Annotated in this window: 37 protein-coding genes; all 37 read right to left on the bottom strand. The window is 37.6% G+C overall.

Annotation, left to right across the window (positions count from 1 at the left end; translation table 11 throughout):
- Positions 1-136 precede the first annotated feature (136 nt).
- The 37 genes from JF76_RS04030 to JF76_RS03855 all read right to left on the bottom strand — a co-directional run bounded on the left by JF76_RS04030 (position 137) and on the right by JF76_RS03855 (position 26,022).
- Positions 137-496 (bottom strand): hypothetical protein, encoded by a 360-nt coding sequence (locus tag JF76_RS04030; RefSeq protein ID WP_045927916.1) that lies wholly within the window; start codon positions 494-496, stop codon positions 137-139.
- A 121-nt stretch (positions 497-617) separates the two neighbouring features.
- Positions 618-905 (bottom strand): hypothetical protein, encoded by a 288-nt coding sequence (locus JF76_RS04025; protein WP_045927915.1) that lies wholly within the window; start codon positions 903-905, stop codon positions 618-620.
- Positions 906-910: 5 nt separating this feature from the next.
- Complete coding sequence (locus tag JF76_RS04020) at positions 911-1,204, bottom strand: hypothetical protein (RefSeq protein WP_045927914.1); 294 nt, start codon at positions 1,202-1,204, stop codon at positions 911-913.
- 66 nt (positions 1,205-1,270) lie between these two features.
- Positions 1,271-1,450 (bottom strand): hypothetical protein, encoded by a 180-nt coding sequence (locus tag JF76_RS04015; protein ID WP_045927913.1) that lies wholly within the window; start codon positions 1,448-1,450, stop codon positions 1,271-1,273.
- 11 nt (positions 1,451-1,461) lie between these two features.
- The gene (locus tag JF76_RS04010) at positions 1,462-1,875 is read right to left on the bottom strand and encodes a hypothetical protein (RefSeq protein WP_045927912.1); all 414 of its coding nucleotides are present in this window, start codon (positions 1,873-1,875) and stop codon (positions 1,462-1,464) included.
- Positions 1,876-2,082: 207 nt separating this feature from the next.
- The gene (locus JF76_RS04005; protein ID WP_045927911.1) at positions 2,083-2,796 is read right to left on the bottom strand and encodes a hypothetical protein; all 714 of its coding nucleotides are present in this window, start codon (positions 2,794-2,796) and stop codon (positions 2,083-2,085) included.
- A gap of 84 nt (positions 2,797-2,880) precedes the next feature.
- Complete coding sequence (locus tag JF76_RS10410) at positions 2,881-3,678, bottom strand: N-acetylmuramoyl-L-alanine amidase (RefSeq protein WP_052697067.1); 798 nt, start codon at positions 3,676-3,678, stop codon at positions 2,881-2,883.
- Positions 3,665-3,988: a phage holin, LLH family gene (locus JF76_RS03995; RefSeq protein ID WP_045927910.1), complete on the bottom strand. Its 324-nt coding sequence runs from the start codon at positions 3,986-3,988 to the stop codon at positions 3,665-3,667. The genes JF76_RS10410 and JF76_RS03995 overlap by 14 nt, the downstream gene beginning before the upstream one ends.
- A 28-nt stretch (positions 3,989-4,016) precedes the next feature.
- Positions 4,017-4,247 (bottom strand): hypothetical protein, encoded by a 231-nt coding sequence (locus tag JF76_RS03990; protein ID WP_045927909.1) that lies wholly within the window; start codon positions 4,245-4,247, stop codon positions 4,017-4,019.
- A gap of 12 nt (positions 4,248-4,259) precedes the next feature.
- A complete protein-coding gene (locus tag JF76_RS09920; protein WP_052697066.1) occupies positions 4,260-4,643 on the bottom strand; it encodes a hypothetical protein in 384 nt (127 codons plus the stop codon).
- Positions 4,621-4,779 carry an XkdX family protein gene (locus JF76_RS10215; RefSeq protein ID WP_156962755.1) on the bottom strand — a complete coding sequence of 53 codons (159 nt, stop codon included), beginning with the start codon at positions 4,777-4,779 and terminating at the stop codon, positions 4,621-4,623. Before JF76_RS10215 ends, JF76_RS09920 begins: the two co-directional genes overlap by 23 nt.
- The gene (locus JF76_RS03980) at positions 4,779-5,183 is read right to left on the bottom strand and encodes a hypothetical protein (RefSeq protein WP_045927908.1); all 405 of its coding nucleotides are present in this window, start codon (positions 5,181-5,183) and stop codon (positions 4,779-4,781) included. Before JF76_RS03980 ends, JF76_RS10215 begins: the two co-directional genes overlap by 1 nt.
- Before the next feature lie 14 nt (positions 5,184-5,197).
- Positions 5,198-5,473: a hypothetical protein gene (locus JF76_RS03975; protein ID WP_045927907.1), complete on the bottom strand. Its 276-nt coding sequence runs from the start codon at positions 5,471-5,473 to the stop codon at positions 5,198-5,200.
- A complete protein-coding gene (locus tag JF76_RS03970; protein ID WP_156962754.1) occupies positions 5,464-5,880 on the bottom strand; it encodes a hypothetical protein in 417 nt (138 codons plus the stop codon). Before JF76_RS03970 ends, JF76_RS03975 begins: the two co-directional genes overlap by 10 nt.
- A 20-nt stretch (positions 5,881-5,900) precedes the next feature.
- Positions 5,901-7,418 carry a hypothetical protein gene (locus JF76_RS03965; RefSeq protein WP_045927905.1) on the bottom strand — a complete coding sequence of 506 codons (1,518 nt, stop codon included), beginning with the start codon at positions 7,416-7,418 and terminating at the stop codon, positions 5,901-5,903.
- A gap of 17 nt (positions 7,419-7,435) precedes the next feature.
- The gene (locus JF76_RS03960; RefSeq protein ID WP_045927904.1) at positions 7,436-7,984 is read right to left on the bottom strand and encodes a putative phage tail protein; all 549 of its coding nucleotides are present in this window, start codon (positions 7,982-7,984) and stop codon (positions 7,436-7,438) included.
- On the bottom strand, positions 7,977-9,125 hold the full coding sequence (locus tag JF76_RS03955) for a baseplate J/gp47 family protein (protein ID WP_045927903.1): 1,149 nt from the start codon (positions 9,123-9,125) through the stop codon (positions 7,977-7,979). The genes JF76_RS03960 and JF76_RS03955 overlap by 8 nt, the downstream gene beginning before the upstream one ends.
- Positions 9,112-9,585 (bottom strand): DUF2634 domain-containing protein, encoded by a 474-nt coding sequence (locus tag JF76_RS03950; protein WP_208854447.1) that lies wholly within the window; start codon positions 9,583-9,585, stop codon positions 9,112-9,114. The genes JF76_RS03955 and JF76_RS03950 overlap by 14 nt, the downstream gene beginning before the upstream one ends.
- A 1-nt stretch (position 9,586) precedes the next feature.
- The gene (locus JF76_RS03945) at positions 9,587-9,928 is read right to left on the bottom strand and encodes a DUF2577 domain-containing protein (protein ID WP_045927902.1); all 342 of its coding nucleotides are present in this window, start codon (positions 9,926-9,928) and stop codon (positions 9,587-9,589) included.
- Positions 9,910-11,022: an XkdQ/YqbQ family protein gene (locus JF76_RS03940; RefSeq protein WP_045927901.1), complete on the bottom strand. Its 1,113-nt coding sequence runs from the start codon at positions 11,020-11,022 to the stop codon at positions 9,910-9,912. The genes JF76_RS03945 and JF76_RS03940 overlap by 19 nt, the downstream gene beginning before the upstream one ends.
- Positions 11,019-11,699 (bottom strand): hypothetical protein, encoded by a 681-nt coding sequence (locus JF76_RS03935; protein WP_045927900.1) that lies wholly within the window; start codon positions 11,697-11,699, stop codon positions 11,019-11,021. Before JF76_RS03935 ends, JF76_RS03940 begins: the two co-directional genes overlap by 4 nt.
- Positions 11,700-11,712: 13 nt before the next feature.
- Entirely contained in the window at positions 11,713-14,820 is a 3,108-nt protein-coding gene (locus JF76_RS03930) for a tape measure protein (RefSeq protein WP_045927899.1), read from the bottom strand.
- A gap of 205 nt (positions 14,821-15,025) precedes the next feature.
- On the bottom strand, positions 15,026-15,442 hold the full coding sequence (locus tag JF76_RS03925; protein ID WP_045927898.1) for a phage tail assembly chaperone: 417 nt from the start codon (positions 15,440-15,442) through the stop codon (positions 15,026-15,028).
- A gap of 16 nt (positions 15,443-15,458) precedes the next feature.
- Complete coding sequence (locus JF76_RS03920; RefSeq protein ID WP_045927897.1) at positions 15,459-15,947, bottom strand: phage tail tube protein; 489 nt, start codon at positions 15,945-15,947, stop codon at positions 15,459-15,461.
- 16 nt (positions 15,948-15,963) lie between these two features.
- Positions 15,964-17,367, bottom strand: coding sequence for a phage tail sheath subtilisin-like domain-containing protein (locus tag JF76_RS03915; RefSeq protein ID WP_045927896.1), 1,404 nt, complete (start codon positions 17,365-17,367; stop codon positions 15,964-15,966).
- Positions 17,364-17,768, bottom strand: a complete 405-nt coding sequence (locus tag JF76_RS03910) for a phage tail terminator family protein (RefSeq protein WP_045927895.1) — start codon at positions 17,766-17,768, stop codon at positions 17,364-17,366. Before JF76_RS03910 ends, JF76_RS03915 begins: the two co-directional genes overlap by 4 nt.
- Positions 17,765-18,205 carry an HK97 gp10 family phage protein gene (locus JF76_RS03905; protein WP_045927894.1) on the bottom strand — a complete coding sequence of 147 codons (441 nt, stop codon included), beginning with the start codon at positions 18,203-18,205 and terminating at the stop codon, positions 17,765-17,767. The genes JF76_RS03910 and JF76_RS03905 overlap by 4 nt, the downstream gene beginning before the upstream one ends.
- Positions 18,202-18,567, bottom strand: coding sequence for a hypothetical protein (locus JF76_RS03900; protein WP_156962790.1), 366 nt, complete (start codon positions 18,565-18,567; stop codon positions 18,202-18,204). Before JF76_RS03900 ends, JF76_RS03905 begins: the two co-directional genes overlap by 4 nt.
- Positions 18,567-18,926 (bottom strand): head-tail connector protein, encoded by a 360-nt coding sequence (locus JF76_RS09915; protein ID WP_052697065.1) that lies wholly within the window; start codon positions 18,924-18,926, stop codon positions 18,567-18,569. The genes JF76_RS03900 and JF76_RS09915 overlap by 1 nt, the downstream gene beginning before the upstream one ends.
- Positions 18,927-18,928: 2 nt before the next feature.
- Positions 18,929-19,882 carry a hypothetical protein gene (locus JF76_RS03890; RefSeq protein WP_045927892.1) on the bottom strand — a complete coding sequence of 318 codons (954 nt, stop codon included), beginning with the start codon at positions 19,880-19,882 and terminating at the stop codon, positions 18,929-18,931.
- Positions 19,883-19,888: 6 nt separating this feature from the next.
- Positions 19,889-20,434: a phage scaffolding protein gene (locus tag JF76_RS03885; protein WP_045927891.1), complete on the bottom strand. Its 546-nt coding sequence runs from the start codon at positions 20,432-20,434 to the stop codon at positions 19,889-19,891.
- Positions 20,435-20,555: 121 nt separating this feature from the next.
- Complete coding sequence (locus JF76_RS03880) at positions 20,556-20,885, bottom strand: YjcQ family protein (protein WP_045927890.1); 330 nt, start codon at positions 20,883-20,885, stop codon at positions 20,556-20,558.
- Positions 20,886-20,897: 12 nt separating this feature from the next.
- Complete coding sequence (locus JF76_RS03875) at positions 20,898-21,110, bottom strand: type 2 periplasmic-binding domain-containing protein (protein WP_045927889.1); 213 nt, start codon at positions 21,108-21,110, stop codon at positions 20,898-20,900.
- Between the two features lie 12 nt (positions 21,111-21,122).
- The gene (locus tag JF76_RS03870; protein ID WP_052697064.1) at positions 21,123-22,541 is read right to left on the bottom strand and encodes a minor capsid protein; all 1,419 of its coding nucleotides are present in this window, start codon (positions 22,539-22,541) and stop codon (positions 21,123-21,125) included.
- Positions 22,519-23,955, bottom strand: coding sequence for a phage portal protein (locus JF76_RS03865; RefSeq protein WP_045927888.1), 1,437 nt, complete (start codon positions 23,953-23,955; stop codon positions 22,519-22,521). The genes JF76_RS03870 and JF76_RS03865 overlap by 23 nt, the downstream gene beginning before the upstream one ends.
- On the bottom strand, positions 23,946-25,196 hold the full coding sequence (locus JF76_RS03860) for a PBSX family phage terminase large subunit (protein WP_045927887.1): 1,251 nt from the start codon (positions 25,194-25,196) through the stop codon (positions 23,946-23,948). Before JF76_RS03860 ends, JF76_RS03865 begins: the two co-directional genes overlap by 10 nt.
- Positions 25,180-26,022: a terminase small subunit gene (locus JF76_RS03855; protein ID WP_052697063.1), complete on the bottom strand. Its 843-nt coding sequence runs from the start codon at positions 26,020-26,022 to the stop codon at positions 25,180-25,182. Before JF76_RS03855 ends, JF76_RS03860 begins: the two co-directional genes overlap by 17 nt.
- Between the last annotated feature and the right edge of the window lie 29 nt (positions 26,023-26,051).

Below are 26,051 nucleotides of genomic sequence, written 5' to 3'. Positions count from 1 at the left end.
ATGGAGGTGAGGGGCGTAAATAAAGATAATAGATAAAAATAGTTAAAGCTAGTTTCTTTATATATCAATAATTTTCGATAATTTTTATGTTTGCTAAATTTATTAAATATAAAGTTGGCGAACATTTTGGCGAACATTAATTAATCTGAATATTATTAATATTACTTAGCTCTACCCCATTATCGCCAATAATAATTTTATCGCCCTCATATCCCTTTACCAGACCAACAATATCAGGCTGTATCTTCTTATCTAGCGTTTTTTCTTTAAGCTGAACTGAAACTAATTTATTATTTGCAAAAGCCTGCAATAATATCTGACTTATCTCCACCTGAGACATTGTATCTTTTTCGGAATATTCTTTGGCATTGTTTTCTTTGTCACGATTAAGGGCAGCTATGTGGTCACTAAGCATGAATCCTTGCCATTTTTTCATGCCTCTATCTTGATAATTCTTAAAAAAGTTGTTTACTGTATCGTTAAAATTGTTCTTCATAATATCCACCAAACATTTGTTTGCAATTATTATAAAATGCTGGTGCTGAGAGTGCAATTCTGAAGGCTTTAAATATTTTTAGACAAACAAATAACCGCCCTAGCGGTTAACTAGAGCGGTTCTAAATAGTTTTATTTTCTTTTTTAAAAATCTCGAGAAGATCTTTAGACTTGATCTTCTTTCTTAAAAAATTGGGATATGCTTTTGCAACCTCTTTGTCAAAGCTTTCAATATCCATGTACACTGGATTTCCTATTTCATCAGGGTCATTAACTGGGAAATAATCAAAATAAATTTCCTGACCGTTTTCCATTAACTTCCAGTATGCCCAAACTTCAGTATTGCCAAACTCGGCAATATCTTTTTCTAATTCATTAATTAAACTTGTTGAGTCAAATGAGTAGTACATTGATATTACCTGATAGCGTCTGTGTATTCGTCAATTAGTGTTGATAAATTACTATCTTTTAAGTTTAGATCACGAGTCCAGAATTCGCTCATGTCAAATTCTTCTGGTAAACCATCACCTTCAGTATTCATCTTGAACGTAACATCAACACGCTGACCTGAAGGATAGTCTTTAGAATCATCATCGAAAATAGTAATTACATCTCTCTGATCGGCATCATTTAAACCGTAATCAGCAACATATTGATTAATTTGATCTGCGTATTTCTTACTAATTATTCTTAAATCTGAATTTTTCATTTTCAAAATTCCTTTCTTTATTCATTTACCTTACATATATTATAATATACGTTTAAACGTAGATCGTCAAGTATTTTCTTGTTTTTCTTCAATTAATTTTTTTAATTTTTCTAAATCTTCTTTTGTTGCCAATTTTGTCACAAATCTTTTAGCTTGCGATCTAGCAACGATGTATTTTTTACGCTCTTTATGAGCCTCATCCCATTTTCTGCTAGCTTTTAATTGAGCATCGCTAACTTTAGTCATTAAGTCATCTCCTAATCCTTTGCAACTAAAACTAAATTATCTTCACTAATGATTTTTTGTTGTTCTTTAGCAATGTCTAATGCGTCATTCCAAGTTAACATGTCTCCTTGGCTTACCATGTCTTCAAATGGCTCTCTTGCATCAGCAACTTTGAAGTAAATTTTATCTAAAAGAATATAGGTGCCATAATAGCCTTCAAAGTATTGCCAGTTTTTTAAAAACATGCAATGGTCACGATCTAATTTAAGTACGTAATTAGTCCAGCCTTTATTACCCATGTAGCTAAAAACATTATCAGGACTAATTCTGATCAATACCTTGCTCTCATCATCGTTAACCTGCTGCTTAAAATCCCAATATTTGTGAGATTGATCTTGATACTTGAAACCTTTGAATCTGTAATCGTTAAAGCTTGTAGTTGACATTTTGAAATTCCTTTCTTTATTCATTTACCTTACATATATTATAATATACGTTTAAACGTATATTGTCAACTACTTTTTGCAATTTTTTCTAAAAAAAGTTAAAATTATTTTTGAAGTTTCGATCTAACTTCATTTACCTTATGCTCCCTAGTGGGAGCTTTTTTATTGCAAAAAATAAGCCATCTGAAACTAAATCCAATTGCCTTTTTAATCATAATTATAAAAATCATACTTGTATTTTTCTTTTTCTAGTTCCTCTCGTTTTTCTTTTTCTTGCTTATGAAATTCATCTAGTTTTTCTCTAACATAAGTATACATTTCAATAAATGGATTGATGGTATTTATAAAAATATTAAGAGCCTGATAGATTATGCTAAAAACATTATCTCCCTTCTTAAATAACATAATAAATATTGTGCCTGAACAAAATACTAGTACTGAAGTTATTACTGACCAAATTACCTTAGTAAAAAAGAGGAACACACCTTGATTAATCTCAGTAAGTATTTTTTTACAAACACATAAGTAAAAAACCCAAAGGTAAATTGAATGGATAAAAACCCACAGAACTAATATCAGCATAGACGGAACTAATAACGAAAAATTTTGTTTAACTTTCACAATTGAGTTAATCATACTAATTACAATACGGATAATGAATGGAAACTGTATAAAAGCAAATAAGCAAAGTAAGCAACAAGTAATTTTGTTAAAGTTGCTTGTTATAGAAAATAAAAATATGTAAAAAATCACATAAAAAGATAGTAAAAATATAAAATAAGATATATAAAATAACAAATTGCTTTTTATAATAAATCTAGAAATTAGTACTACTATCACAGATATAAATCCCGTAATTAATGCGGCCCAAAGCCTTGCTATTTTCTTTGATTTTTTATTCTTTCCCTTGTATAAATTCATATATACTCTCCTTTTTCTTTTATGCAAATTATAGCATCAAAATAAGCCACTCCAGAGCATTTCTCTAGAGTGGCTTAATTAATACTATTTAAATTTTCCCATAGCTTTACCGTACTTATCTTTGCCAACAATATAGCCATAGCCCTTAGTTCGTGGCTGCCTTAGCCATAAGCGTTTAGGGCCTTGCAACACTGCATCATACTTAATTGCACTGCCTTTAGGCAACATAGCAATCGCTGGGGCGCTAATGTGTGGCGATGTGTGCAATTTGAGAGATTTGCCTAAAATAAAGGTACCAGGCTTTTTAATCCAGTTAGATTTTTTACCCGTACTTTTAGCTGGTTTCCTTGATAACACTACTTTACCGCCAACTCCATTAGCAATATCATGGGCGAACTGTTCCTTGCTAATACCGATACTAGATAAGTAGCCGTAAGGATCGCTATGGTCTGTGTTGCCTAAATTATGAGTTACCCAGTTGTGTGTTTTTACCCCACGTTTAGCGCTCGTATCTAGTGTTAAAGGAATGCCATACTTTTTAGCGTACTCACGAATTAGCCCAATATAGTTACGGTAGGCTTTCTTTGCACGTATCTTATTGCTAAATTCGCACAGCTCAATTTGCATAGGTGACAGTTGATTACCATAGTAGCCACATCCCCAAGCGACATAGCCCAGACCACCTACTAGGTAGCATTCTTTGTCATCGACAACCAAATGGACATAGGTCTGTGCCGTATTAATGCCTGCCTTCATGTTGTGCGCAATTGCCCAGGCTTCACCATTTGGCGTTGCGGTGGAGTGAGCCACAATAATATCTCTTTTAGCCAAAGCAGATGAGCCTTCATTAACCGACAATGCATACTTTTTATTTAGTTTCATTTTTTGTTGCTCCTTCCTGGTATGCTTTCTCAATCATCCCTTCAGCTGTTTCTTTGGTTAATTTAGCTTTAGATGCCTTAGCTTGTTCTAGCAATGCGTCAGTAGCTGCCTGCTTCTTCTCTGCTCCAGAAACATCGGTATGTGTTGCCTGTTGAGTAACGATATATTGCGCTACGTCATACAGCCATTTCATTTTTTCGGCAAATGCTGGATTGTGTTGTTTAGCGTATGGATAAGCAGCCACAATGCCGACTGCTAATAGGACAACGTATGGCAATAATGTGTTTAAAAAGTTAATAATTTGCGTCATTTTTATTCCTTTCGACAAAAAAAGAACACTATTCAGTGTTCTCCAACTTCTTTTTCAATTTTTCGTATTTTTTTTCGATTTCTATCCGTTTTTCACGCTCATTTTCATAGTCTTCAGCTAAGTTATCCCTCTCTTTCTCAAGCGTCTTAAACTTATCCGCATAGTCCTCATGATGCGACTTATGCAAGACAGCGAAAAAAGTGGCAAATGCACCTATCAAGGCTGTTAAGACTTGAATTGTACTGATTAACTCATGCACTTAACCACCTACCTAACTTTTATATGCTGCCCTAATGATTAAGATAAAAATAATCACGTCTCCAATTACTGTATGTGCCATTCTCATTTGTCCAGCTAAAAAGGCATGCCATAGTTGTGTGCATCCTAGCATGCACACGACTGAACCACATAAAATTAAAAATATGTGTTGCCATGCCTTACTTTTATTACCAGTAATAGCCAACAAAATTAATGCCAAGCCTAAAACTGAGATAGTAATATCTAATCTCTGGTCGTTCATGGTTTCAGTTAATTCTGGTGGCCAAAAGAAATAATCACGATCAAGCCAAAGAGAAGCGCCAATTGCAATTATTGACGCTCCCGCTAAAGTTTGCTCAAAGTTCTCATTGATGTTACTTAGCAGACGGTGCCACATAGTCATCACCTGTTATTCTTTTGTAAGCATCTGCATCAATAGTTTTACCAACATAACCTTCAATCGTTTCTTTGGTATAAACATTGACACTGAAAAGGTATTTGTAAAGCGACTCAAATGCATTCATTATATTCATTATTTATCGCCTCCATCAGATTTAGCAGCACTGTCAGCTTTGTCATCTTTGCTTGGCTGTGATGCCTGTTGTTCAATAGCACCTTGTGACACCAAGCCTACAAGTGTTCCGAGCTGTTGGTTTAGAGCCTCATCACTTACTTTACCGTTAGCTACGTCATCTTTTAATTGATTTACTTGTTTAGCAATTTCTGCTAATTGTTGACCTTGAACAGCTCCATCAGTTTCATACCATCGATAATTATTCCAGTCATATTTAGGTGACTTTAATTTAGGATCAGGTGCTTCTTTAACAAAAGGGTATGCAATTTCTGCATCCGCAGGTGCAAACCATGGTTCACATGGCACCGTATTGGTTGATTTATAAACCTGAATAAAGCCTTTAGTTTCCTTATTTTCTGCCATTTTTAATCTCCTAACTAATCTATAAATTTAACATCAGCTGGATCAACCCACGCTACTCCAATGCAAATATATTTTCCCAAAGTTGTCAGGATAGTCCATGTTGAGCCACTTGACACGTATTTACCAGGGTAGGGGTCAGTAAGATGTAATTCATTATTTTTATCTATAGCTAAATATGTTCCATCGTAATAGTTTTTTAAAAGCATAACTTTTCTGCCAGCCAAATCATCTCGTGTAAATCTGTGACCGCCAATTATCAAGTTATTCACTTCTTTGCCATTTAACAACATGAAGGAGTCACCTCCTCCACGTTATATATTATTAGTAAACAGGAGGGACTATTTACCCCCCCCACTTCACTTTTGATGGTAATATCCGACAGCCTTATATAACATGGCGTTGAGCTATAAATTACTTTATTACTCTCATCTGAAAAAGTGATGCCAATCTGAATCCAATACTCTCCATCTTCGAGTTTATCAGTTTTTATTAAGTACAAGCACTGCTTAATCGGTACTATTTCATCCTTAACAGCTGATCCTATTGAAAACTGCCCTGCCGAAGTGGTGTTAACATTTCCAACATAATAAACTTTTTGACCTTTTTTTGTTTGAATTTTAGTCCCAATGAGTGTACTTTTTACAGCTGAAAACCGTTGTCCAGCAACAATCAAATTGTTAACTTCTTTGCCATTCATTAGCATTTGTCAACCTCCTCTTATGGTGTTGCCACGAAAACATTAGGATGGGCTTTAGAGTAAGCAATGCCACTATCAAGGTCATCGCAGTGATGCACGATTTCCTTGTTTTCTTGAATTTCAATTCTAGAAATCAGATCATTATGCCTCTTGTCGGATTCTGCTTTGGAGTAAGAATCTACAATAACATTACCGTTTTGGTCAGGAGCTGTATTGTTAACCTTCGTGACAACCTTAATATTGGCTACGCCATTATCATCAGGATTAATCGCTGTGCCACCATTAAGGCTGATCTGCTTCATCTTCCCGAAGATGTCTTTCATGTTAACAAAGCTGACTGTATAGTAAGCATCACTGCCATACTTATACCCTGCTCTGTACCAACACTCAAAGTTAAATTTTGTCGCCTGAAACATAAACTGTTGGTAGTAATTTAACGAGTACCCTGGGTTCTCACCTTCCAGAACGAATATATATGTCTTACCATCACTCCGATAGTCATCTGGTATGTCATTTTTAGCGAAATTAAAGCCATTTTTAGAATAATAAATCCCTGATTCTGTAAGTGAGTCAGGGTTAGTTTTATTATCTTTTAAAATTGGATTTGAAATTGTGTGAATGTTGCCTAAATCTTTGTCAGATGCAATTTTGAGAAAGTCTTCCTTGCTTGTACTATCAGCTTTGGTACGCACATAAGTTAAACTGCCTTGACCGTAATCGCTAATGTAGACAATCTGCTCATAAGTCTTGGCACCGTTCCATTTAGGAACATCGAATATCCAACCATATAAATTGCCTTGCGTTGCATCAAAGCCTGTCATCTTTCCATCAGACTGTAATTGACAGCCTAGAAATTTGCTTATCCCAACCGTTGAGAACGTATCAAGGTTAATTTTCGTATTATATATGTTATTGCCACTATCGCTGTTAAGGGCTGTTAATTTTTTAATATCAGTGTCAATTGTTTGATGAAGTGAGTTAATGTCTATATCAATTTTGTTGAATAGATTGGTAATATCCTGCTTCTGCGGTAATGCCTGAACTGCCTTAGCTAGTTGCTCTTGCGTAACCACACCATTGTCAGTAACATCAACAGTAACATTATCTGTCTGTCCCACTACAACGAACATAGTTAAGTTGAACTTGAATAATACTTTATCCTTAAAGTCAGGCATTGTTTCAGGTTCAACGGCTGTAGTTAAAGCATAAAGAAACTCTTTGTCGCTACCATCTTCTTTTGCAAATAAACCAACGGTATTGATATTGTAGCTGTTTGATAAATCTTTATTATTAAAAATAAGCTCTGCGCCAATGACAATGCTCTTGTCTTGTGCAGAATCCGCTACATTATTAATCTCACCATACTGCATCAAACTTGGTAGTGTGGTTAATTGTTGTAATTCACTGATACTTTTATCCGCCAATTTTTCAGTTGATGTGGCAGCCCTAGTAATCGTGAACTTGGTTTTACCAGAACTGGCTTTAGCAGCTAAATCAAGACCTGCATTGGTTAAAATCGTTTTATTGTATTTCGACAAATCTTTGCTCCTCCTTTCTAATTAATAAACTGAGAAACGTTGGCTTGCACTGCAGTTGTTGCTTTCAGCCAAGTCCCCAGACCAACTTTAAAGTCGTTGCTAATTTCAGCTCTGTTTAGCGCCACTCTAATCTCATAGATCATGTTGGCTGGCAGATAAATGTTAAGCAAATACTTGATATTCTCAATCTGACTGCTGTTAATTTCGGCACTTTTAGCTTCAACGATTGCATCCCTTTCAATAACTGTGATTGTCGCAAGTATTTTAAGTGTCGCAAATAAGTCACGCAAGTACTCAATAGTGATTGGTCTTGGAGGCAAAAGTCGCATCAGTACTTTGTTTTGTCGTTCCTCTAAATCATCATTTGGAGCAGGTTTAATTCCTACTTGGTCTTCAAAAACAGAAATTCCTTTCACATCTGTTTGCGTAACAAACTGATTTAAAAGCAGTCGAAACTGCTCACTTTCAGCTTTATCAAGCACTTCTCCTTGTGCATGCATGATTGCCTGCATTTCGTAAACGTCATTGTAATAGTCAGGAAGATAGTCCATTAAATTATTAGCCATCTAACTTTACCTCCCCTAGAACTGGCAGTTGTGACGTTTGATTATCAAACACAAGCGTAATGTCTTGATCAGAGCCATTTAACATTGGAACTGATGTATTGATTACCCCATCAACCATCATTATTTGTGACAGTATTTTTGAGCGGTAAATAGTCTGCGAGTAGCCTCGCCCAGTCTTTGCATCAATATTGTTCCAACTTTGCCGTAGCAACTTAAAATATTCTTCGATAGAAGTCTTAATCTTAGCTTTAACTATGTCTACTCCATGAGTGCCATCAATATTTACCGTGGCTGCTATGTTCACCGTCAATGGTGTTGGTGCAACTACAGTTACTTGATGGTCGATTGGCGCCAGACCATAGCCCTGGCTTTCATTATCAACAGGATCAATGATGTTCTTAACCTTTTTAACTAAGTCGGCACTAGCAGGCATTAGATTATTGTCAACAATAACTAGCTTGACTGTGCCCGCACCATTCCAGACAGGATAAACTTGTCCAGCTCCAACTTCACTAATTTTGCTGAGCATTGCCAAGTAATCAGTAATGTTGCCACCGTAAGCAATCCAGTCATCTGCCCTTAACAGACGGTCACGCAGGTGGTCATCAGTTTCTGCATCTCGAGCAGGAGCCACTATCTCGGTTATTTCTGCCCATGAAAGACTATCGTTGCTCGTTACTGGCAGTATTTGCCCGATGTAAGAGTTGGCTGTTGTCCCTGGGTCATCGGCAGTTAATTCACCGGTCAAATCATCATTAATTTTTTGCACCGTATAAAAAATAGGCGTTTCACCAATGCTGGCAAATTGGTCGCCTATCTGTACGTTATTAATTGAGTTGCCGTCAGAATCTAAGAATTTAGCCTTAACTTCCGTTTGGGTTGCTGCATATCTGGCTGTGCCGTGTTCAGCTGCTCGGTAGTCAAGAAATTGTCCTTGAGCTGTCTTTACATAAGTCTGTTTAATGATGTTTGCACTTGCCAAAGAATGTTGAGCTAAAACCATAGCTGTAGGTGCTAATGCGTCATAAATTACTGAACCTTCTCGCTGATCAATATCATCGGGAACATAATCCAGCATTAAATCAAGCCAGTAGCCATAATCTTCCGCCATGTAGCTCTCAGCTAAATCATCTGGTGTCATCCACGCTCACCTCACTATCTATATTAATATTGCCGTACACCGTAACGCAGGTGCCTTTAATTTCTAGGGTATCTCGGCTTACTTCATTAACTGTGTCAATATTGACTTCAACCACTCGATCATCAGCTAATAATGCCTCTTTAATCATCCTTTCAGCCTCTACCTTGGCATAGCCCATGTCTTTGCCAATTAAATCGTTAAGGTCATTGCCGTATTGGTCCGAGTAGATGGGATAGACTAGACGTTCCGTTTGCAGTATCTTGTCGACTGCCTGAATCATGGCTTGCTTTTCATCAACTTTGCCACGAATGCGTCCATTTTCAATCTTAAAAGTTAAGGTAGGTTCATCGTCCAAAGACTCATCATCGTCACCATCAGTGTCAATATCGGTATCTTCCAATTCGGCGCTCTCATCATCAATGTTGTCATCGTCAGTAACAATAATATTATCATCGTCCATGCTATCCCTCCTCTCGTTCAAACAGGTAAAACTGTTGTCCGCCATCCATGCGGATCATGGTCACTTTATCGTTTTTCTTTAAGCTATTGTCAAATTCCATATCTTTAAAGTTGATTTTTTCGGTTTTAATCACATCACTGCCATTAATAGTTGCTTTGCCAGGTAATTTGAATTTGCCTATGTGTTTGCCTAACACAATGAAGTTATCGTCAATTACCATATTGTTGGATAGCTGCACCTTCAACGGCTCCGTGCTAGTAACTACACCATAGACAACATCAGCATAGTCACTGTCTTTACCACCGCGACTATTTAGCATCTTAATTAACCGTTCTCCAGCCATGAAGCACCTACTTTCATTGTCAAATGGCACATGTAATCAGTACCAAATTCATGTTCAGCTTTCAAAATTGGGCAATTTTTCAACGTTTTATTAATGTCGTTAATCTTGATTGTCACAGCATTACCTGCAACAAGGTCAACATTGCCAATACAATCAACTGTCAATTCCTTATTAGCACGATTACGCTTGCGCAGCTCATCCTTAGCCTGTTTAACCATCTGAGCGTGATTAGCCTTGTTCTTCTTATTGACCGTGATTTGCAATTTGCCCCACTGCTCTGTTGAATCGCCTTTTGCACTAACAGACTTAAAGCTAGTGCGTTTAGCTTCATCCTTTTTACTGGTCTTAGCTTTGGCACTAGTGGTTTTTTGATTCTTACCATTAGCCTTTTTTTGCTTGGCAGTGGCTGATTTAGACTGGGATTTTTTAACATCCTTTTGGATGACCTTAACCACATTAGCTGTGTCGTTAATATCCACGGCATAAGAAAAGCCCGTCATTGCGGACTTACTACCAATTATGATTTTTAATTTTTTATAGGGCGCCCTTCGTAGCTCAACAACATCGTAATTGCAATACACATAATACATGTGCTTAGTGGCGCTCAAAGTTTTGGTAATGGCACTCTTAAGCATGTCGAAGTACGTCTTACCATCACAAACTTCGGCTGCCACCTTGTGAGTTGGCTTGTCAACTACTTTGTGCTTAATCCCTGCACGTTTGCAAACATTGTTAAAACGATCAGCAATAGTGCCAGATTTCCAAACGATTGAATCCTGGTTTTTTAAGTAGCGTTCTTTGTCATAGCAAGTAACACTAACTGTGTCATCTTCTTTGACTTTGTAATTGAATACGTAGCCGTAAAAAATTTTATGATGGCTCCATCTGAACTTGATGACATCGCCCGTATAAGGGATTATTGGGTGTGCTTTTTGAATTAAGTCAAACGTCAATTCGCCAGCACTAAAATTAAGATCAGTTGACCATTTAACATTCGCAACAACATTCCGCAAATCGTATGTGGTTCCCTTGCCGTTCTTTTTAGACTTGCGGTACAGATTGCTTCTACGCACCAACTTAAATGTCGTTATCATGCTTTCTTCACATCGCTTTTCTTAACCCAACCCCGAGCAATGCCATTAATACCCACGCATATTGGGTACTTATGCCCAGTAGCAATGTTAATTACCTGTCGTTTGGCATTTTTCTCATAAACACCAGCTCCATTGCCATTTGAATCCAAGTGTAAACGTCCATTAACGATTACTGTTGAATGAATTCCAAACTTTTTAGGAGGTGCAACTCGTTTTTTGCCTTTTTTAGATTTATGTTTTTTCTTCTTTTTTACTTTCTCAGCTTTAAAACTCCGATATTGCTTTAGTTCAAGTGTGTACTTGTACTCTTCGTCAAACCCATCCTCAAAGCCATAATTAAAACTAGCAATCGTCATACACATGCTTATTTTTGTGTTGGCAACAACCAGCCTGACTAGTCCTTTGGCTTTTTGGATTTTTTTAATCCACTTAATGTAATAGTCGGGCTTTTTAGGCGAATCATCTGCTAAATAGGTCGTTTTGTATTTTGGAAAAACGGAATCGATAGTAATTCCTACTAGCTTAATATTGCCCAGTCGATTTATTTCGCCTAAATTCACTACCGTTTCGCTTTGATCATCATTTTCATAATTGAGCTTTAGTTCTGCTGGATTGACTGGTAGTTGGATAGTCTTACTTGTTTTGTAGCTAGTCAAAAAGACACCAAAGCCGTCCATATAATTCACCTCTCTAACTTAATGATTTTTCATTCTGAGCAATTAGTCTATTTTCAATCGCTGCTAATATTGCGTCTGCGTCATAGTCCGCATTGCCTGTGCTGTTAATCTGGATAGCGCCACTTTCAATTGTGACAGTTGAACTCCGATTGTCATTATTTGCGCTGCTACTGCCGAATTTAGTTCCAATTAAATTCGAACCATTATCGTCATTGCTACTGATTGAAGTTTCTAATTGATCTTGTTCATTAATACCAATTCCTGCTGTAGCTCCATCCAATCCGTTTAGTGCATTGGCAACACTATTTACAGCAGTTGCGGCACGGTCAAAGCCATTAGCAAGCAAATCTCCTGCATTAGTTTGACCCATTACCAAAGGATTAAGCGTTGGTGTCATATCTGATGCAGCGGCGACTACACCTTCTGCCATGCTCGCTGAGGCATTTGCAGCTATATCCGCGTCATGATTTAAACCAATCGCAAGCCCCTGGTCTAACCATCGACCAAATTGATTAAACAATTTAGAAGGTGACCCCAAATGGAAGAAACTCTTAGCTGCACTAACAACTTTTCCTGCAACATTTGATACTGCATTAACTGCAGCACCAATCATAGATTTAATCCCATTAACTAAGCCTTGAATCAAGTCTCTACCAACACTTACTAATGAACCTGCAAAACTTCTTGCTGCATTAACTGCATTTGAAATACCATTTCTGACACTATTTACAACGTTACTCATTGCACTTGTGATAGCTGTAACCATCATAGTACCAGCCATGATAAACATAGTTACTAACTTCATCACTGCAACTCCGACAGCTGCTAAACCACTGGCAACAACCATCAATGCTGCACCTACTATTAATAGACCAGCTCCCAGAACAACGGCTGCTACACCTAATAATAGTGTTGCAATAGCGGCTATCATAAGTAATGGTGTAGCTAACATTAATGCCAAAGCAAACAACATCATTCCTACTGCCGCAACGATAGCAACAACAGCTAATATTGCTATACCAGCTCCCATTAAAACTAATCCTACTGCTGCAATAACTGAAAATACTGCGAGTAATGCAACACCAACTGCCAGCATAGTAATGCCAACTGCCGCTATAATTGCAAAAATACCTAATATTAGTAGTCCTGCGCCTAATAAAACAGCTCCAACTGCTGAAATCACTAGAGACACAGATAAAACTACAATAGCTAAGGCTAGGGCAACTATGCCGATTGCTCCAATGATTGCTGCTACACCGAAAACTGTAATTGCGACTGCCAATAAAAGAATATTTAAGGCTGCTTGAGCGCCATAGGTGGCAATGTTAGGCAATTGCATCCCTAACAGTGCCAAGCCTGCCGTAGCTATAAAAATGGCTACCCCAATCAATAGGAGTGCTGCTCCAAAGATAAGAAATCCTGCTGCTGAACTAATAAAAGCCGGTCCAAGTAATTTAACTACTACAGCTAAAGCGCCAATTGCAACTAACATTCCAAAGAACACGGCAATCGACGTACCTCCGCCACTTGCTAAAGAATTTGCCGCCTGAGCAAGTATCCAGAAACCACTAGCAACTAATACGACAGCAACACCGACTTCCATCAATGCAGCACCTAGTTTTAAAAAGGCTCCAGCACTTTGCATAATTCCTCCCGATTCAGGAACACTATTTGTTGGCAATTTAGGAGATTTTACTTTTTTAAATGCTCCAAATACTTTTGCTATACCTGAAATTCCTTTACCAAGAGTATTTATTACTTTGAAAGCCGCAAAAGCTATTGCAAGGTTTTTAATAGCACCTGCAATATTATTTAGTGTACCAGGCTTAAGTTTGCTAAGTTTATTTAGACCATATACAACAGTTGTAAATATTAATCCCCTAGTTCCGGTTTTCAGAATAAAGAATGCAGTACCTAAAGCCTGCAAACTGCTTGGATCTAATTTACCAATTACTTTTGCGATTGCGCTGATTGCCTTGGCTATTCCCGAAATACTTCTACCAGAAATTGAGCCTAAAGTCGTAAAAAAGCTAGTTTTGCCATCTCCTTCGCTCATCGTGTCAATGACATCACTAACAGCGTCAGCTATAGTTTGAAACATTTTACCAACTTCTTTGCCAGCGCCAGTACTGTTAAAGCCATCGAATACATCTTGCAAACCTAATTTAAACTTGTCAAAAATTGGTTTAACGTAATTAATGGCATTAATGATGCCATCTCCAAAGGAGTTCCAATTTAACTCACTCATTTTATTGGTTATTCCTTCAATTGCACTAATTCCAATTTTACTTAATTTTTGAAATTGTGGCTGTAAGCCGTTGGATAAAGTTTCTTTCAACCCATCCATTGCCTGACCAACAGTTTTATACTGTGTAGCCATTTTGCTGAAATTAGCATTTGTACCGGTTTTGGCAACAGCATTAAGAAATTCCTGGGTTTTTATTTTTCCGTCTTGCACATTTTTGACTAGGTCTTGAGTTGACATATGCATAGACTTAGCAACTGCAGCCATACCTGCTGGCGTTTGTTCAAGCATAAGTTTAAAATCTTGCCATTGTACTGTCGGCTTAGCTGCCATTTGCGTAGCTTGTTGACTCAAAGTCTTCATAGCCTGCTTTGGATCAGTAGCAGCTGCAGCCAATCCACCAAATCCTTTGACCAGTCTCGTAGTATTCTTAACTCCTACAGCTGCCAATTGGCTATAAGTAGAGGACATGTCTGATGCAGAATAAATTGTGTCTTGGGCAAATTTTTGCATCGAGCTTTTGGCTGCTGCTATCTGTGCTGGTGACCTACCTAATTGACGCATGTTCCCATCAAATGTTTGCCAGGAAACACTAGCCTCATTTAGTTCATCAATCATTGAATGAATTCCGGTAGTAGCAGCACTTGCAGCCGAACTAATCATTCCGCCAAAGGCAGTTCCTGCTATGATCTGTTTTAGTCCAATTCCTGCAGATCTAGCGCCATTTCCAAGAGATAGCATTCCATTACTACCCCCATTTATTGCATTTTTAAGACGGGAACTCCAGCTAACACTACGTTGTACACCAGCATTAAACTTATTTAATACATTACTGAAAGCATCATTTATTTTTAAAGTACTGCTTATTGTAGCCATTAGTTACCTCCCTTCTATATATGTTTAGACCTAGCTTTACGTTTGGCTTCTCGCTCTTGCTTTTTCTCTTCTTTTTGCCTAATTTGAATAGAAGCTACTACTAGTGCTTTTTCTTTTTGTGTCAATTCAGCCCATTGTCCAGGAGTCCAATGATATTCATTCAGGCAGTAATAATAAATGCTAAAATCGCCATAGGACTCATTGATTAGTTTTTTGCTTGTTCGACATAGTTGTTAATACTGTCAATATCAAATCCTGATATTTCTTGAATTGATTGTCCAAGGTCAGCATACTGACCAGCATTTAGCATTTTCTTTAACACACCCGCAGGATCTGCAATACAACCCCATGACTTTTGTAATTTTTCATTATTTAAATCTGGTTGAATAACTGCTTCAGCCATCATCAAATCAACTAGCTTGCCTTGGTCAGTTTCTTGAATACGTTGATGCGTTTTTTTGTTAATATAGCTAGTCGTTGCTTGCTTTTGCATTTCATTAAATTCATCCGCTGTGAGTGCTTTAATGATAAATGGTGATTTAAAACCTTTTATTTTTACTTCCTTAGTTTCATTTTTCGGTTTGACATTTTCTGCTAAAAAATCTTCGACATTATAAGCCATTTTTATTTCCTCCTAATTACAAATCGAATCCATTAAAACCGGTAACTAAATTTACCTGTTCAAAGGTAAAGTCTGATTCCCAATCCATGACTCCATCATCTGCTTCAAAGTCAGCAAAAGGGACATCATCTAGGTTTACTTCGCCAAAGTGCAAAGTTTGTGTACCTGCTCTACTGGTAGGATCATTAATGGTCATTGTGATTTCGAAATATAAATCTTTACCGCCATTAATATAAGGCAAGGCATATTTAGTCCAATTTGAACTAATCAGGTAACCTCCAAGTGTTCCAGTACCTTCTACCGAAGTAACTTTCTTGTGTTTCCAGCGACTGCCTAATGTCTGAACGTCTTCCTTGTTCTTTTCTAGTTTTGCACTAAATTTTTTGCATTCAATTAACGGAATTACCTTACCATCAATTGTGACGTATACTTTGGCATCCTTTGTTGAGATTGTGTCTCTTCCGTTTAGAAAACTGCCAACTGTGCTTACTGTTTCATCTGCCATTACTTTTTACCTCCTATTATTGAACGACCATTGTCATGTAAAGCTTCTCCATTGAGTCCAATGGTTTAACTGCTAGATTAACGAGAATTGAATCCCGATCATTACCAGCTTCAATAGAAATGTCGTCTTCTTTGAAATCACTGATAACATTGGCATCGGCTAAGCTTTGCAGATAGCTTACTCGATTAGCTTTAAATAAATCACGACCTGTCGAGCTATTAGTAATCTTGCCGATAAACATATCTTCGAATGTTCGCTTAGTGTTGGTTACAATGGTATCCATTGTCCGTACTACACGGTTTTTGCTAAAGAAGACTGGCTTTTCTGCTGTTACCTTAGTCAATGAGTTAATATCCTGCTCAATCACAACTGTCTCATTGCGTTTGGTCGTAAAAACAATTTCACCATTCTCTAAAGCTTCAATTGTCCGATCATTGCTGAACTTCGGATATGCACTAATTGCATCTGGGTATTCCACATAGGTCAATGATTTGGCTGCATTTGCAGAACTTGATGCTCCTGCAAAGAACCCTGCAGCTACTGTGGCATCTAGTTCAGTACCGTCTCCTAAAATGACACCATTAGCCACTGTTGAAATACCTTCATAATTAACCTTGTCACCTGTATAAGGGACAACACCACGTACTTTGATGTCATTGTCTTCACGCAAATGCTTGATTTCGTCAACTAATTTTTTGTGTAGCGGACTATCAATTGGGAAACCAGCTGTAGTGGCTACATCGTAGTCCTCTGTTTCCAGTGCATCGTTTAATAAGTCGCTAATGTCTACTGGCGTAGTTGTTCCGCCTGTGAGATCAACTGTCACATCATGTTGTAAATCAGCCAATGGATTAAGACTTGTTGGTTTAACAATTGGTGCCTTAGAATTGTCATCGCTGTCCTGGGTAGTAGGACTTGTTGGTGTTGTTCTGTCAGTCAATTTAACTAAAATATAGTCGTTTGACATAATACTTTCTGGCTTATCAACGTTAACGTCCTGTTGATCGACAATCCTACTGCCTAACAAAGTTGATACGATCACCTTGCTATCGCTTTTTTGCACAGTAACATGCAAATCATTGCCGACTGTGCCAGGGTATTTGGCTGTGAAGGCCCACGGTAATGACTCATCGTTGGCTGTAGCCGCAATACCGTCATTATTGTTTAACAATAATACAGTGTTTGCTCCTTTAAGCACTTCATGGAGCGTTTGCAGTTCAGGCTCATCAATATCATGCCCAAGCAATGCTTTAAAGTTTGAGTCACTGTTTAATTTAATAATCCCTTTAGCGCCCCAATTTAGCTGAGTGCCAACTGGTAGTAATGTCCTTCCAATATCCGTACCATTATTGTTATTGCCTTTACCGACAACGTTAAAATAGGCACCTGGGCGGCGCTTATTCTGTGTTTTCCAACTCATATAATTTGTCCTTTCACTTCTTGTTTGTTTAATTTGATTTCATCTTTTTCGGGGTAATATCTTCCCCATATTTCAAATTGATAAATTAGCGTGTTGTCTTCTTGCTGTGTTACCTGAATGTGTCTAAGTGGGGCATAGTCCTTTAGCTCTAATAATCCACTCAACAAGTAGTCCTCCATCCGTTCCATATCAGTTTTGGGATTGTCTGGATTTGGGAAATAGATTACCTGGTAGGCATACTTACGTGACTGCCGGTCAAACAATTCAGGCGCCGAACTGGTATCAATTTTTTCGATAAAAAAAGACGGTTCAGTAAAACCATCTGATTGATTTTCAGTGTAAATTGTTGCCTTAGGAAATAGCCGTGCTATCTCGTCAGCAATTCGCTCAATTATTGTCACTCCATCAGCCTCCTTAGAATATCGTCCATTACTGGCGTAATCAGCTGTGGAATCTGGTTAGAAGTCTGCTTAGTGGCTTTTTGCAGAAAATGCTGACCAGGAACCCAGCTTGCCTTTAACTTCTTACCAATAGCTGGCACATATCTGCCTGGTGTCTGTCTATGCCCGTTTTCAACAAATGAAGCATAGTTTTTGCTATTGCGTAATTCTACTGATATATCTGTGCCACTAAAAAAAGGACCTTTAAGTTCCCAGCTACGTCTTAAATCACCAGTTTTGACTGGCGTTCTGGCTTCCGCATTGCGTTTATACGTTTCACCTACATTCTTAACACTGTTTTTGACCTCGTTTTTTAACTGACCACCTGCTACTTGGGCATTTACATGCTTAGCAAATTCTTTAAATTGACTGTTGTCGAAATCTCCAAACGCACTCATGCTTTTTCATCCCTTGTCATTGCGATTTCTTGGTGGCTCACATAACCAGAATAGCCTTTGCTACTACGTTTATACTTCGTCACCTTACCATTAACATCAGTCACTATAATAGTGGCACCTGCAGGCACATCTATTCCTGTTCTGAGTAGTAACGTTGCATCATACTCATCAGAGCCAAAGAAAGACTGCTCACTGGCTTTTAGTCCTTTAAGTATCACTTTAGCTGGTTCGTCTGAAACAACCGTCACAGGCTCACTGGTGGTTATATGATGTTCGTTAACTACCTTTTTGGTAGCCTGAATAGTAACCTTGTCAGTCCATAACATCGGAGCTATGTCTTTCAATTTATTTAGCGCATCAATCATTGCGGCAACCTCCGAAAATGAATTAGGTCGCTGATAAAGTCATCAGTAACTGGGTTAAGTTTCTGCACCTGAGCATATATTTCAGCAGGCGAGCCAAAGTTAACGGACACATCGCCTTCACTAATTGAATTAACGGTATCATTACTAGTCCAGCTGTGCGTCTGAATTAACTGCAAACACATTGCCGTAATAGTGCTGTCTATTTCTGGTGGCAGGTCTTCTACTGGAATATTGGTAAAATTGGCAACTGCTTGAATTACTCTGTTTAAACTGAAATCTATCAGATCATTATTTGATTTGTCACCCAATAATTGGGCGACCTTATCTTTAATCTCCTTTTTTCTTTCATCGTTCATTTTTACTTCCCACTTTTGCTTGCTGTCTTAGTTGATGGTGCTTGCGGAGCTGTTTTATCTGAAATTACAAACTGAATACCGGCTGTCTTAGTGTTTAGCAATAAGACATCATTATATGAACTTTCGTAGTAGAGACAGTTCCCGCTGTTAATTGCCATTGGGTCATCAAAGCCAACAAAATTATATTTTTCTGGTGCAATTTGAACCCCATTACTAATCAGCATCATATCAATTTGCTTAGAATTATCGATGGTTTTGGCACCTACCGTAAAGTCGTACGCTGTTTGCATTAAATCAGTTGGCACAACAATAATTGATACATCATCTAAGCTGTGAACAGAACGATTAATATTGTTAGGATCTTTTAATACTAAACTTCTATTGATGGTTTCTGCTCTCTTCAACATTGCATTAATTTTAGTTGTTACATAAAGAAATCTGCCTTGGCTAGGAATTCGAGCCTCATCAAAGTCGGTCATCATATTATCAAAAGCAGTTAGAATGTTCTTTTCGTCCAAAGTGTCAGTAGTAATACCTTTGCCACCATCCTTTGTTTGCTTTTCTAAAAACAGCTTACTAAACATATATTTATCCATCTCGGGCATTTTCTCGTCCAAATTAAATTGACGAGTGATGTTCGCAATTGTAATTGCATAGTTCGTTTCATTCACATCGCTAGGATCAACCAAAGTGTCCCAATAACGCTCATTAGTTAGTTCATAACTGTCCCAATCGTTGCTGTAATTAGCTTTAATGTCTGTAATCTCACGTCTTTTTCTGTCTTTTCGACCTTCTAGAATTGTCAGTCTAGGTATTTTAATATGTTTTGCCCCATCAAAATCAATTAATTTATTAGATGGAGATAACCATAGATCACTGGTAAATAAGTGACCATCATAAAATCCTTGTTGAACTGCTTTTTGATACTTGTCTGCATAATTAACTATTGCTTCCATTTACTTTTATTCTCCTTTGAAAATATTAGTCATGGCCGCTATAGGATCAGGGTCTGTCTTAGCTCCACCACCTTGTGGTTGATACGGTTCCTTACTACCTTGATCAAATAGATAGCCATCTGATTTCTGTAATGAACTAATTTGATCGTCTAAGCCTTCAAGTTCGCCTTTGTCGTTGAGCTGTATATCGTCCATATTCAGCAGAGCCTTAGCAGCCTTGGTATTACGTACCTTTGCCTTGCCCAATGCACTGTCGACTGCGCTATTGAGCTTGGTTTGTTGCAATTCCTTAGTTAAATTCTCGGTGTCTTGCTTGTATTTGCTCTGTAACTCTTTGAACTGATTAGTGAGTTCTTCATTATCGCCTGCTTGCTTTTTGAGTGTTTTTAAATCCTTGTCACGCTCTGCAATCTGCGACTGCAAAGACTCGTTAGTCTTATTCAATTCGTCAATCTTGGACTTTGAGTTTTCAACATCGGCGCCATGTAGGCTCATTACTTTGTCAATTTGTTCATCTGTTAAATTTAATTTTTTTAGTTCTTCACGTTTCATATTTGTTTCCTCTCTCGCTTTTTTTACGTGTGGCGAACACAAATCAAGGTATAAAAAATAAGCCTTTTTACGCCATGCTCAGGGCAATAAAAAAGCAGCTGTTAAGCTGCTTTAATAAACTTTAACTAAGCCAAAACTTTACTTCTTTTAAAGCTTTATACAATTTAGTCATGCTGGAGTTTTCAGACAAGAATTGTAAACCTTGATCAGTAATAGGGCTATCTTTTAGTATGTTAATTGTTAAAAAGCCCTGTGGATCTATTTCAAATGTTTTTTTATCAACATACCCTCTCTTTTCTAAATCACTTAAAACACTCACAAATTTATCTGAGCCAACACTATCAGCTATCTTTTTTATTTGATCAGGATTAATTTGTTCTACATTATCTCTACATTCTTTAAGATACTGCAAAATTTTAAATTCTATAGTTTCATAGCTGTTTTGGGACATAATATTTCTCTCCTATGCTGGTACTGCACTGACCACTTCTGAAATCCAAATATCTTGAGGATCGTCACCTGCAGCCATGAAGATTAGTTCAGGCTGATCATCGTCCTCATTTTCGATTTCTTCAACAAAAATAGTTTTCTTGCTACCATCTTTTAATGTAAATGTGACATTTCTTGCGCGAAAATTTGCAATTATTTCTGGTAAAGACATTTTATGTGGATCCATTTTTCAACCTTTCTAATCTAATTTGTCTGGCTTTCTAGGTGTAATATGTGCACCTTTATTTTTTCTATAGGAAATACGTCCTCGTTTAGTTGGAAATAATTTACCATTTATGTCTGACCATAAACCAATATATGATTCATGTTTAAACAGAATCTGATTTTTATTAACGCTTTCGTTTTTCTTTCCATATTTGTCAATCAACGATTGAGCTTCAGCAGGAGATATAACCAGTTCACTTAATGGTCGTTTCCGACCCTTTTTATAGTTATTAAATTCAGGCGTATCCCTTACATGTTTATTATACTGCTCTGCATTAAGTTCATTCCACTTATATTTTCTTTTATTTGTTATGTATCTTGAAGCTTTATTTACTTTATACACTTTGACTAGATTTTTACGCTGATTATCTATTTCTTTTTGCCATTGGTCAAAGGTCATGTTTTCAACATACATACTTTTGCCCGTTTCAGGATCACGAGCCCAGCGTTCAGAGCTATCGGGCAAACCTTCAATATATGGCATTGTTGTACATCTACAATATGGATGTATTAACGGATAATTTAAACCTTCAACCTTATCTTTCAAGTCAAAGACTTTTAAATCTAGATGAGCGCACTCATCACATGTGTGTGATTCAAGCGTTGCTAAATATTGGTATTGGTCAACTTCTTCCTCTTTATATGCTTGAGCTGTAGCTGTCTCTGCTACATGTCCCATTTCAGTGATAATCAGTCTGTGTAATTGATAGTCTTCAACGTCTTTCAAGCGTTGGCGCATCATTTTGAAAATCTGTTCGTGGGAATGACCTAGGACTGAACCACGTAATAATGCATCTCCCAATTCATTGGGTAAAACTTCAGTGTAGTTTTTCCATATTCGCTTTGAAAAATCACTACCTCGCCATGGCTTGTGCACAATTGCTTTTACCTGATACTCGTTAACATTTGCAAAGTTACTGGTTAATTTAGCCCTCTCCATTTGCGTTAAATAGATGCTGTGCATGTAAGTTTGCTGATACTGATATGATAGACTACTTTCCATTTTATCCGTTTCAGACCTTGCATATTGACTTAACAGGTTAGTTAATTGCTCGTCTATGTTCTCTAATCGCGACAACTGACTGCGAAAATACTCAGCGTCTAATTCTTTATCAAAACCGCCAGCTTTAGCCTTAGCTTTGAACTCTTTTAAAGTCATGTGCCAGTCACGAGTACCGATTGTTGACAGTATCTTACGAGCATCTTTAATAGTAATTTCCTGATTAGCTGCATAACGCTTTAACCAATAGTCAACTTCCTGCTCTAATACCTGTTCGACTTCTTTTAAACGAGCACGCATTGCTGCTTCATACTCAGCAGTATTCTGCAACTGCTGCTTTTTTTCAAAAAGAAAACGACGTTTCCAATAATTAACCTCTCTCTTGGTCGTCATTATTGTCACCACCGTTTAGGTTGTCAGGGTTGCCGTACTCATCATTGCGATTCTTTAGGTCTTCCTGCTGGTCTTTCAGTTCCTGCTGCCAATCTTCAACTATTGGATTTGCCTTAGCGATTGCTTCTTTGCTTGTCCAGTTAGCTAGTTGACTGACTACTTGTGCTTTTTCAACATTATTTTGAATTGCTGTTCTAGTCCAAGTTTGTTCGATTGGTCGACTATCTGCGTCTGGTACGTGTAGCCAGTTCATGATTGCACGGACTAGCTCAGTTAATGCATCCCTGAAATAAGCTTCCGTCTTAGCTGCCTTTAATTCCAAATGCGAATACAACATCTTAATCGCCGTACCGGTTGCATTGTTGGTCTTAAAGTCTGTTGGATCTATACCTTGAGCGTGGACAAAGATGTTCGTCTTAGTAGTTTCAAGCATAGAATTCCGTGCTTCAGTTGGAATATCAATTGCAAGCTGATCAACGCCAGAATCATCGCCAGCACCCATACTTCTTATTTTAATGGATTTATATCTACGTAAATTTTCTCTGAAATCATCCAAATCTTGCCCATCCAGGTTTTTAAGGATTAAAAATACCTGCTGAATATCATCAAGATCATTAACATAGCCATTGTATATTTTGTCATAAACATCTATCAGTCCTTTGTAATGATATAAATCAGGTTGTTGCTCTTTATTTTTTGGAAATGCTATAAAAGGAATTCTCCCTAAACCATGCTTATTCACACTTGATGTGCCCATTTTTTCATTAGTTGAGGCATCAAAAATAGTAAAGCGGTCATTGATTGCTTCCAAATCGCTAAATTGATCATCATTAGATTTAAAGGCGGTAACTGTCTGTTCATCCCAATATTCATGCACCCAATAGGTTTTTGCAGTATCTGGCTCAAGTTCCCTGTATGATCGTCTTAAACCAACCAGTTTACGATTTAAATCAGTTGAATAAATTGGTGTTACTTGATCAGGCGGGACTAGTCCATATCTAAATTGACCATCTGAATCAATCCAATAATGTAGCCATGCTATACCTGCATTAGCTGCATCTACAACTAGCTCATTCAATCTCAAGCCGAAATTGTCACCTAGCGTATTTTTAATTTGTTGATTAAGCTTATCATCATCAACGTCAATCGTTGGCGGTTTAGTGGCCAGATAGCCCGCCTCTTGGTCCACCAATAATTGATGAAAATTAGAACTGATCCTGTTGTCAGCTGGTCTAAGCGGATTCTTGCTTTCTTTACTAGCATCATCTTCCTTTGTTTTTGATTCGCCATGATTTTTGATAGTAATATCGTTCTCATTTAAATAATAATGTTTCGACTTACTATACTTTTCATTAAATTTATTGCGCCTACCTTGTGTTCGCTCTAAAAGCTTTTTCATTGCTTCTACTTCCAAGGTTCGAAACCTCCTTTCTGAATTAATCTTTCTAATGCGTATCTGGTTGCATCCATGGTATGGTCATTGCCATCTGGATAGCCTGATTTATAGTTACCGTTCAAATCCAACTCAAACTCGTAGCCTGTGAACTCTCTCCACGCATCAGGACACCTAACTGGATCAATGATTATTTCTCTCAAATCCTCAAGCCACTTATAGCCATGGTCACGAGAACCTGGTCCTTTTCTTGCACCATAAATGTTTAAACCTAAGTCATGATATTCTGCTATCGTCCCAGGGGATGCTGAATCTGCAATTACTGGTTCGTTTAATAGATTACGCTGCTTAATCATCTCAACGGCATCACGATTTTTTAAACCTACGCGCTCAAACTCATCAAAAATAAAAATGCGACGTCTAGCCGCATCCCAATAAATTTTTACATACGCAGTCGGATCATGAGCAAAGCCGAAGTCCAATCCGTGATAAACCTTGTCAAAAGTAGCAATCTCATCATCAGTAATGGCACGTGTTGTGATATTGTTGAACACTTCTGCACCAGTACCTGTAACTTCACCTAAATACTCGTGGCGATATGCTTTCTCATTATCCTTTTTCAGTTGTTCAGCATCTGCTATAAATTCAACACCAAGCCATGATTTCGGAACTGAACGATAATCAGATAGGTTAACCAACGTATCATCACGCATTTGCTCACTGTCTACTGCTTGATTTACCCAGTTAGATTGTCTAGCCGGTGGGTTATATGAATAAAAGGTAATGATACCTGAACCACCACGACCAAGAGACTGATTGATTGAACGAATCTCTTCCATACCTTTGAATTCAGTAACCTCTTCAAAATGCTTAAATTTCGTGTATCCTTGACGAAAGGTTTGCGACTTAATCTTGCGTGGGTCGTCTGCACCTTTGAACCTGATTTGCTGACCAGTAGGCTTAAATGTTAACTGCATAGGACTAACAGAAGACTGCCAGTATTCATCAACATGTAATAGGTCTATTGCCCACAAGTATTGCTCAAATACTGAGTCACGCAACGTGTTTGCCACCTTACGCAAAACAATTGCGTTAGCATTTTTGTCCTGCATGACTCCCAGAACGATCATTATTGAAATAAAAGAGGACTTGGTGCTGCCTCGTCCTCCTTTAAGCCAATAATTAGCATGTTTTTTGTTATGAATATCCCAAAAAAGGTTATAAAACGCAGGTGAAATATTGTTTTTAAGACTTACTTGCATTATTGTCCTCCTTTGGCACGTCGAAATTGATGTTCACTGTGGTGTCATTGTCGTTATTCTGCTCTTTGAGCCACTCTAAGAGCTGGTCACGTGCTTTAGTCTTGTCGTAAAGTTCAATCGTGGCACCATCTTTGCCCCTGGTTATCTTCTTAATTAAGGAAGTATCGACTTGGTCTTTGTCCTTAAAGTAAAGATAGCTGTGGTGTATTGTGACCTGCTTTCCGTCAGCATCTATCACTGGTTTGTCTTCAACAACATTAGTACTTAGTTCATGACCTTTATCATCTTTAAAAGTCTTTTTCGTCTTTTCCTTTTCGACTAGTTTCTCTGGCCAGCTACCAAAGTTAAGATAGTTGCCTATGTCAGCTTTAGCTTCCTTAGCAACATCTTCAATCAGATCCAAAGGCTCAATTGCTAGTTCTTTCAACTTGGCTTCCCGAATTTGCTTTATCTGTTTTTGAACGTGAGCATTTCTCAGCAATCTAGGACCATTAGTTTTTGCTGTTTGATAATCAACTTCATAAACATTAATGTAAGCCTGTGCTGCATTAAAAAGGCGTAAGTACTCTAGTACAAACGCCTTTCGTTTATCTGTTAAATTACTTTCATTTAGTTGCTCAATCGCTTCACTCGTTGGTCTTTTTGTGTGCACATCATTTTGATTAATGTGCACATCTTTTTTGCTTTTATTGCGTTGCCATTTATAACGGGTTTTCCATGATCTCACCGTATTAATAGACACACCATATTTAGTTGCAATGTCCTTATATTTCATGCCAAGTTCATAATCATGTTGTGCAGCTATCCGTTTCTCTGCATCAGTCAAATCATTTCACCACCTCCTAATTAAGTTAT

The sequence above is a fragment of the Lactobacillus kullabergensis genome, assembly GCF_000967195.1.
In the GTDB taxonomy this organism is placed as follows: domain Bacteria; phylum Bacillota; class Bacilli; order Lactobacillales; family Lactobacillaceae; genus Lactobacillus; species Lactobacillus kullabergensis.
Note: the sequence above shows the minus strand (reverse complement) of the source record. Positions and strands in the feature narration are given on the sequence as shown.

Coding starts and splice junctions, on each gene's coding strand:
- JF76_RS04030 (WP_045927916.1), bottom strand. CDS start 496: ATGAAGAACAATTTTAACGATACAGTAAACAACTTTTTTAAGAATTAT.
- JF76_RS04025 (WP_045927915.1), bottom strand. CDS start 905: ATGTACTACTCATTTGACTCAACAAGTTTAATTAATGAATTAGAAAAA.
- JF76_RS04020 (WP_045927914.1), bottom strand. CDS start 1,204: ATGAAAAATTCAGATTTAAGAATAATTAGTAAGAAATACGCAGATCAA.
- JF76_RS04015 (WP_045927913.1), bottom strand. CDS start 1,450: ATGACTAAAGTTAGCGATGCTCAATTAAAAGCTAGCAGAAAATGGGAT.
- JF76_RS04010 (WP_045927912.1), bottom strand. CDS start 1,875: ATGTCAACTACAAGCTTTAACGATTACAGATTCAAAGGTTTCAAGTAT.
- JF76_RS04005 (WP_045927911.1), bottom strand. CDS start 2,796: ATGAATTTATACAAGGGAAAGAATAAAAAATCAAAGAAAATAGCAAGG.
- JF76_RS10410 (WP_052697067.1), bottom strand. CDS start 3,678: ATGAAACTAAATAAAAAGTATGCATTGTCGGTTAATGAAGGCTCATCT.
- JF76_RS03995 (WP_045927910.1), bottom strand. CDS start 3,988: ATGACGCAAATTATTAACTTTTTAAACACATTATTGCCATACGTTGTC.
- JF76_RS09920 (WP_052697066.1), bottom strand. CDS start 4,643: ATGTGGCACCGTCTGCTAAGTAACATCAATGAGAACTTTGAGCAAACT.
- JF76_RS10215 (WP_156962755.1), bottom strand. CDS start 4,779: ATGAATATAATGAATGCATTTGAGTCGCTTTACAAATACCTTTTCAGT.
- JF76_RS03980 (WP_045927908.1), bottom strand. CDS start 5,183: ATGGCAGAAAATAAGGAAACTAAAGGCTTTATTCAGGTTTATAAATCA.
- JF76_RS03975 (WP_045927907.1), bottom strand. CDS start 5,473: ATGTTGTTAAATGGCAAAGAAGTGAATAACTTGATAATTGGCGGTCAC.
- JF76_RS03970 (WP_156962754.1), bottom strand. CDS start 5,880: ATGAATGGCAAAGAAGTTAACAATTTGATTGTTGCTGGACAACGGTTT.
- JF76_RS03960 (WP_045927904.1), bottom strand. CDS start 7,984: ATGGCTAATAATTTAATGGACTATCTTCCTGACTATTACAATGACGTT.
- JF76_RS03955 (WP_045927903.1), bottom strand. CDS start 9,125: ATGACACCAGATGATTTAGCTGAGAGCTACATGGCGGAAGATTATGGC.
- JF76_RS03950 (WP_208854447.1), bottom strand. CDS start 9,585: ATGGACGATGATAATATTATTGTTACTGACGATGACAACATTGATGAT.
- JF76_RS03945 (WP_045927902.1), bottom strand. CDS start 9,928: ATGGCTGGAGAACGGTTAATTAAGATGCTAAATAGTCGCGGTGGTAAA.
- JF76_RS03940 (WP_045927901.1), bottom strand. CDS start 11,022: ATGATAACGACATTTAAGTTGGTGCGTAGAAGCAATCTGTACCGCAAG.
- JF76_RS03935 (WP_045927900.1), bottom strand. CDS start 11,699: ATGGACGGCTTTGGTGTCTTTTTGACTAGCTACAAAACAAGTAAGACT.
- JF76_RS03930 (WP_045927899.1), bottom strand. CDS start 14,820: ATGGCTACAATAAGCAGTACTTTAAAAATAAATGATGCTTTCAGTAAT.
- JF76_RS03925 (WP_045927898.1), bottom strand. CDS start 15,442: ATGGCTTATAATGTCGAAGATTTTTTAGCAGAAAATGTCAAACCGAAA.
- JF76_RS03920 (WP_045927897.1), bottom strand. CDS start 15,947: ATGGCAGATGAAACAGTAAGCACAGTTGGCAGTTTTCTAAACGGAAGA.
- JF76_RS03915 (WP_045927896.1), bottom strand. CDS start 17,367: ATGAGTTGGAAAACACAGAATAAGCGCCGCCCAGGTGCCTATTTTAAC.
- JF76_RS03905 (WP_045927894.1), bottom strand. CDS start 18,205: ATGAGTGCGTTTGGAGATTTCGACAACAGTCAATTTAAAGAATTTGCT.
- JF76_RS09915 (WP_052697065.1), bottom strand. CDS start 18,926: ATGAACGATGAAAGAAAAAAGGAGATTAAAGATAAGGTCGCCCAATTA.
- JF76_RS03890 (WP_045927892.1), bottom strand. CDS start 19,882: ATGGAAGCAATAGTTAATTATGCAGACAAGTATCAAAAAGCAGTTCAA.
- JF76_RS03885 (WP_045927891.1), bottom strand. CDS start 20,434: ATGAAACGTGAAGAACTAAAAAAATTAAATTTAACAGATGAACAAATT.
- JF76_RS03880 (WP_045927890.1), bottom strand. CDS start 20,885: ATGTCCCAAAACAGCTATGAAACTATAGAATTTAAAATTTTGCAGTAT.
- JF76_RS03875 (WP_045927889.1), bottom strand. CDS start 21,110: ATGGATCCACATAAAATGTCTTTACCAGAAATAATTGCAAATTTTCGC.
- JF76_RS03870 (WP_052697064.1), bottom strand. CDS start 22,541: ATGACGACCAAGAGAGAGGTTAATTATTGGAAACGTCGTTTTCTTTTT.
- JF76_RS03860 (WP_045927887.1), bottom strand. CDS start 25,196: ATGCAAGTAAGTCTTAAAAACAATATTTCACCTGCGTTTTATAACCTT.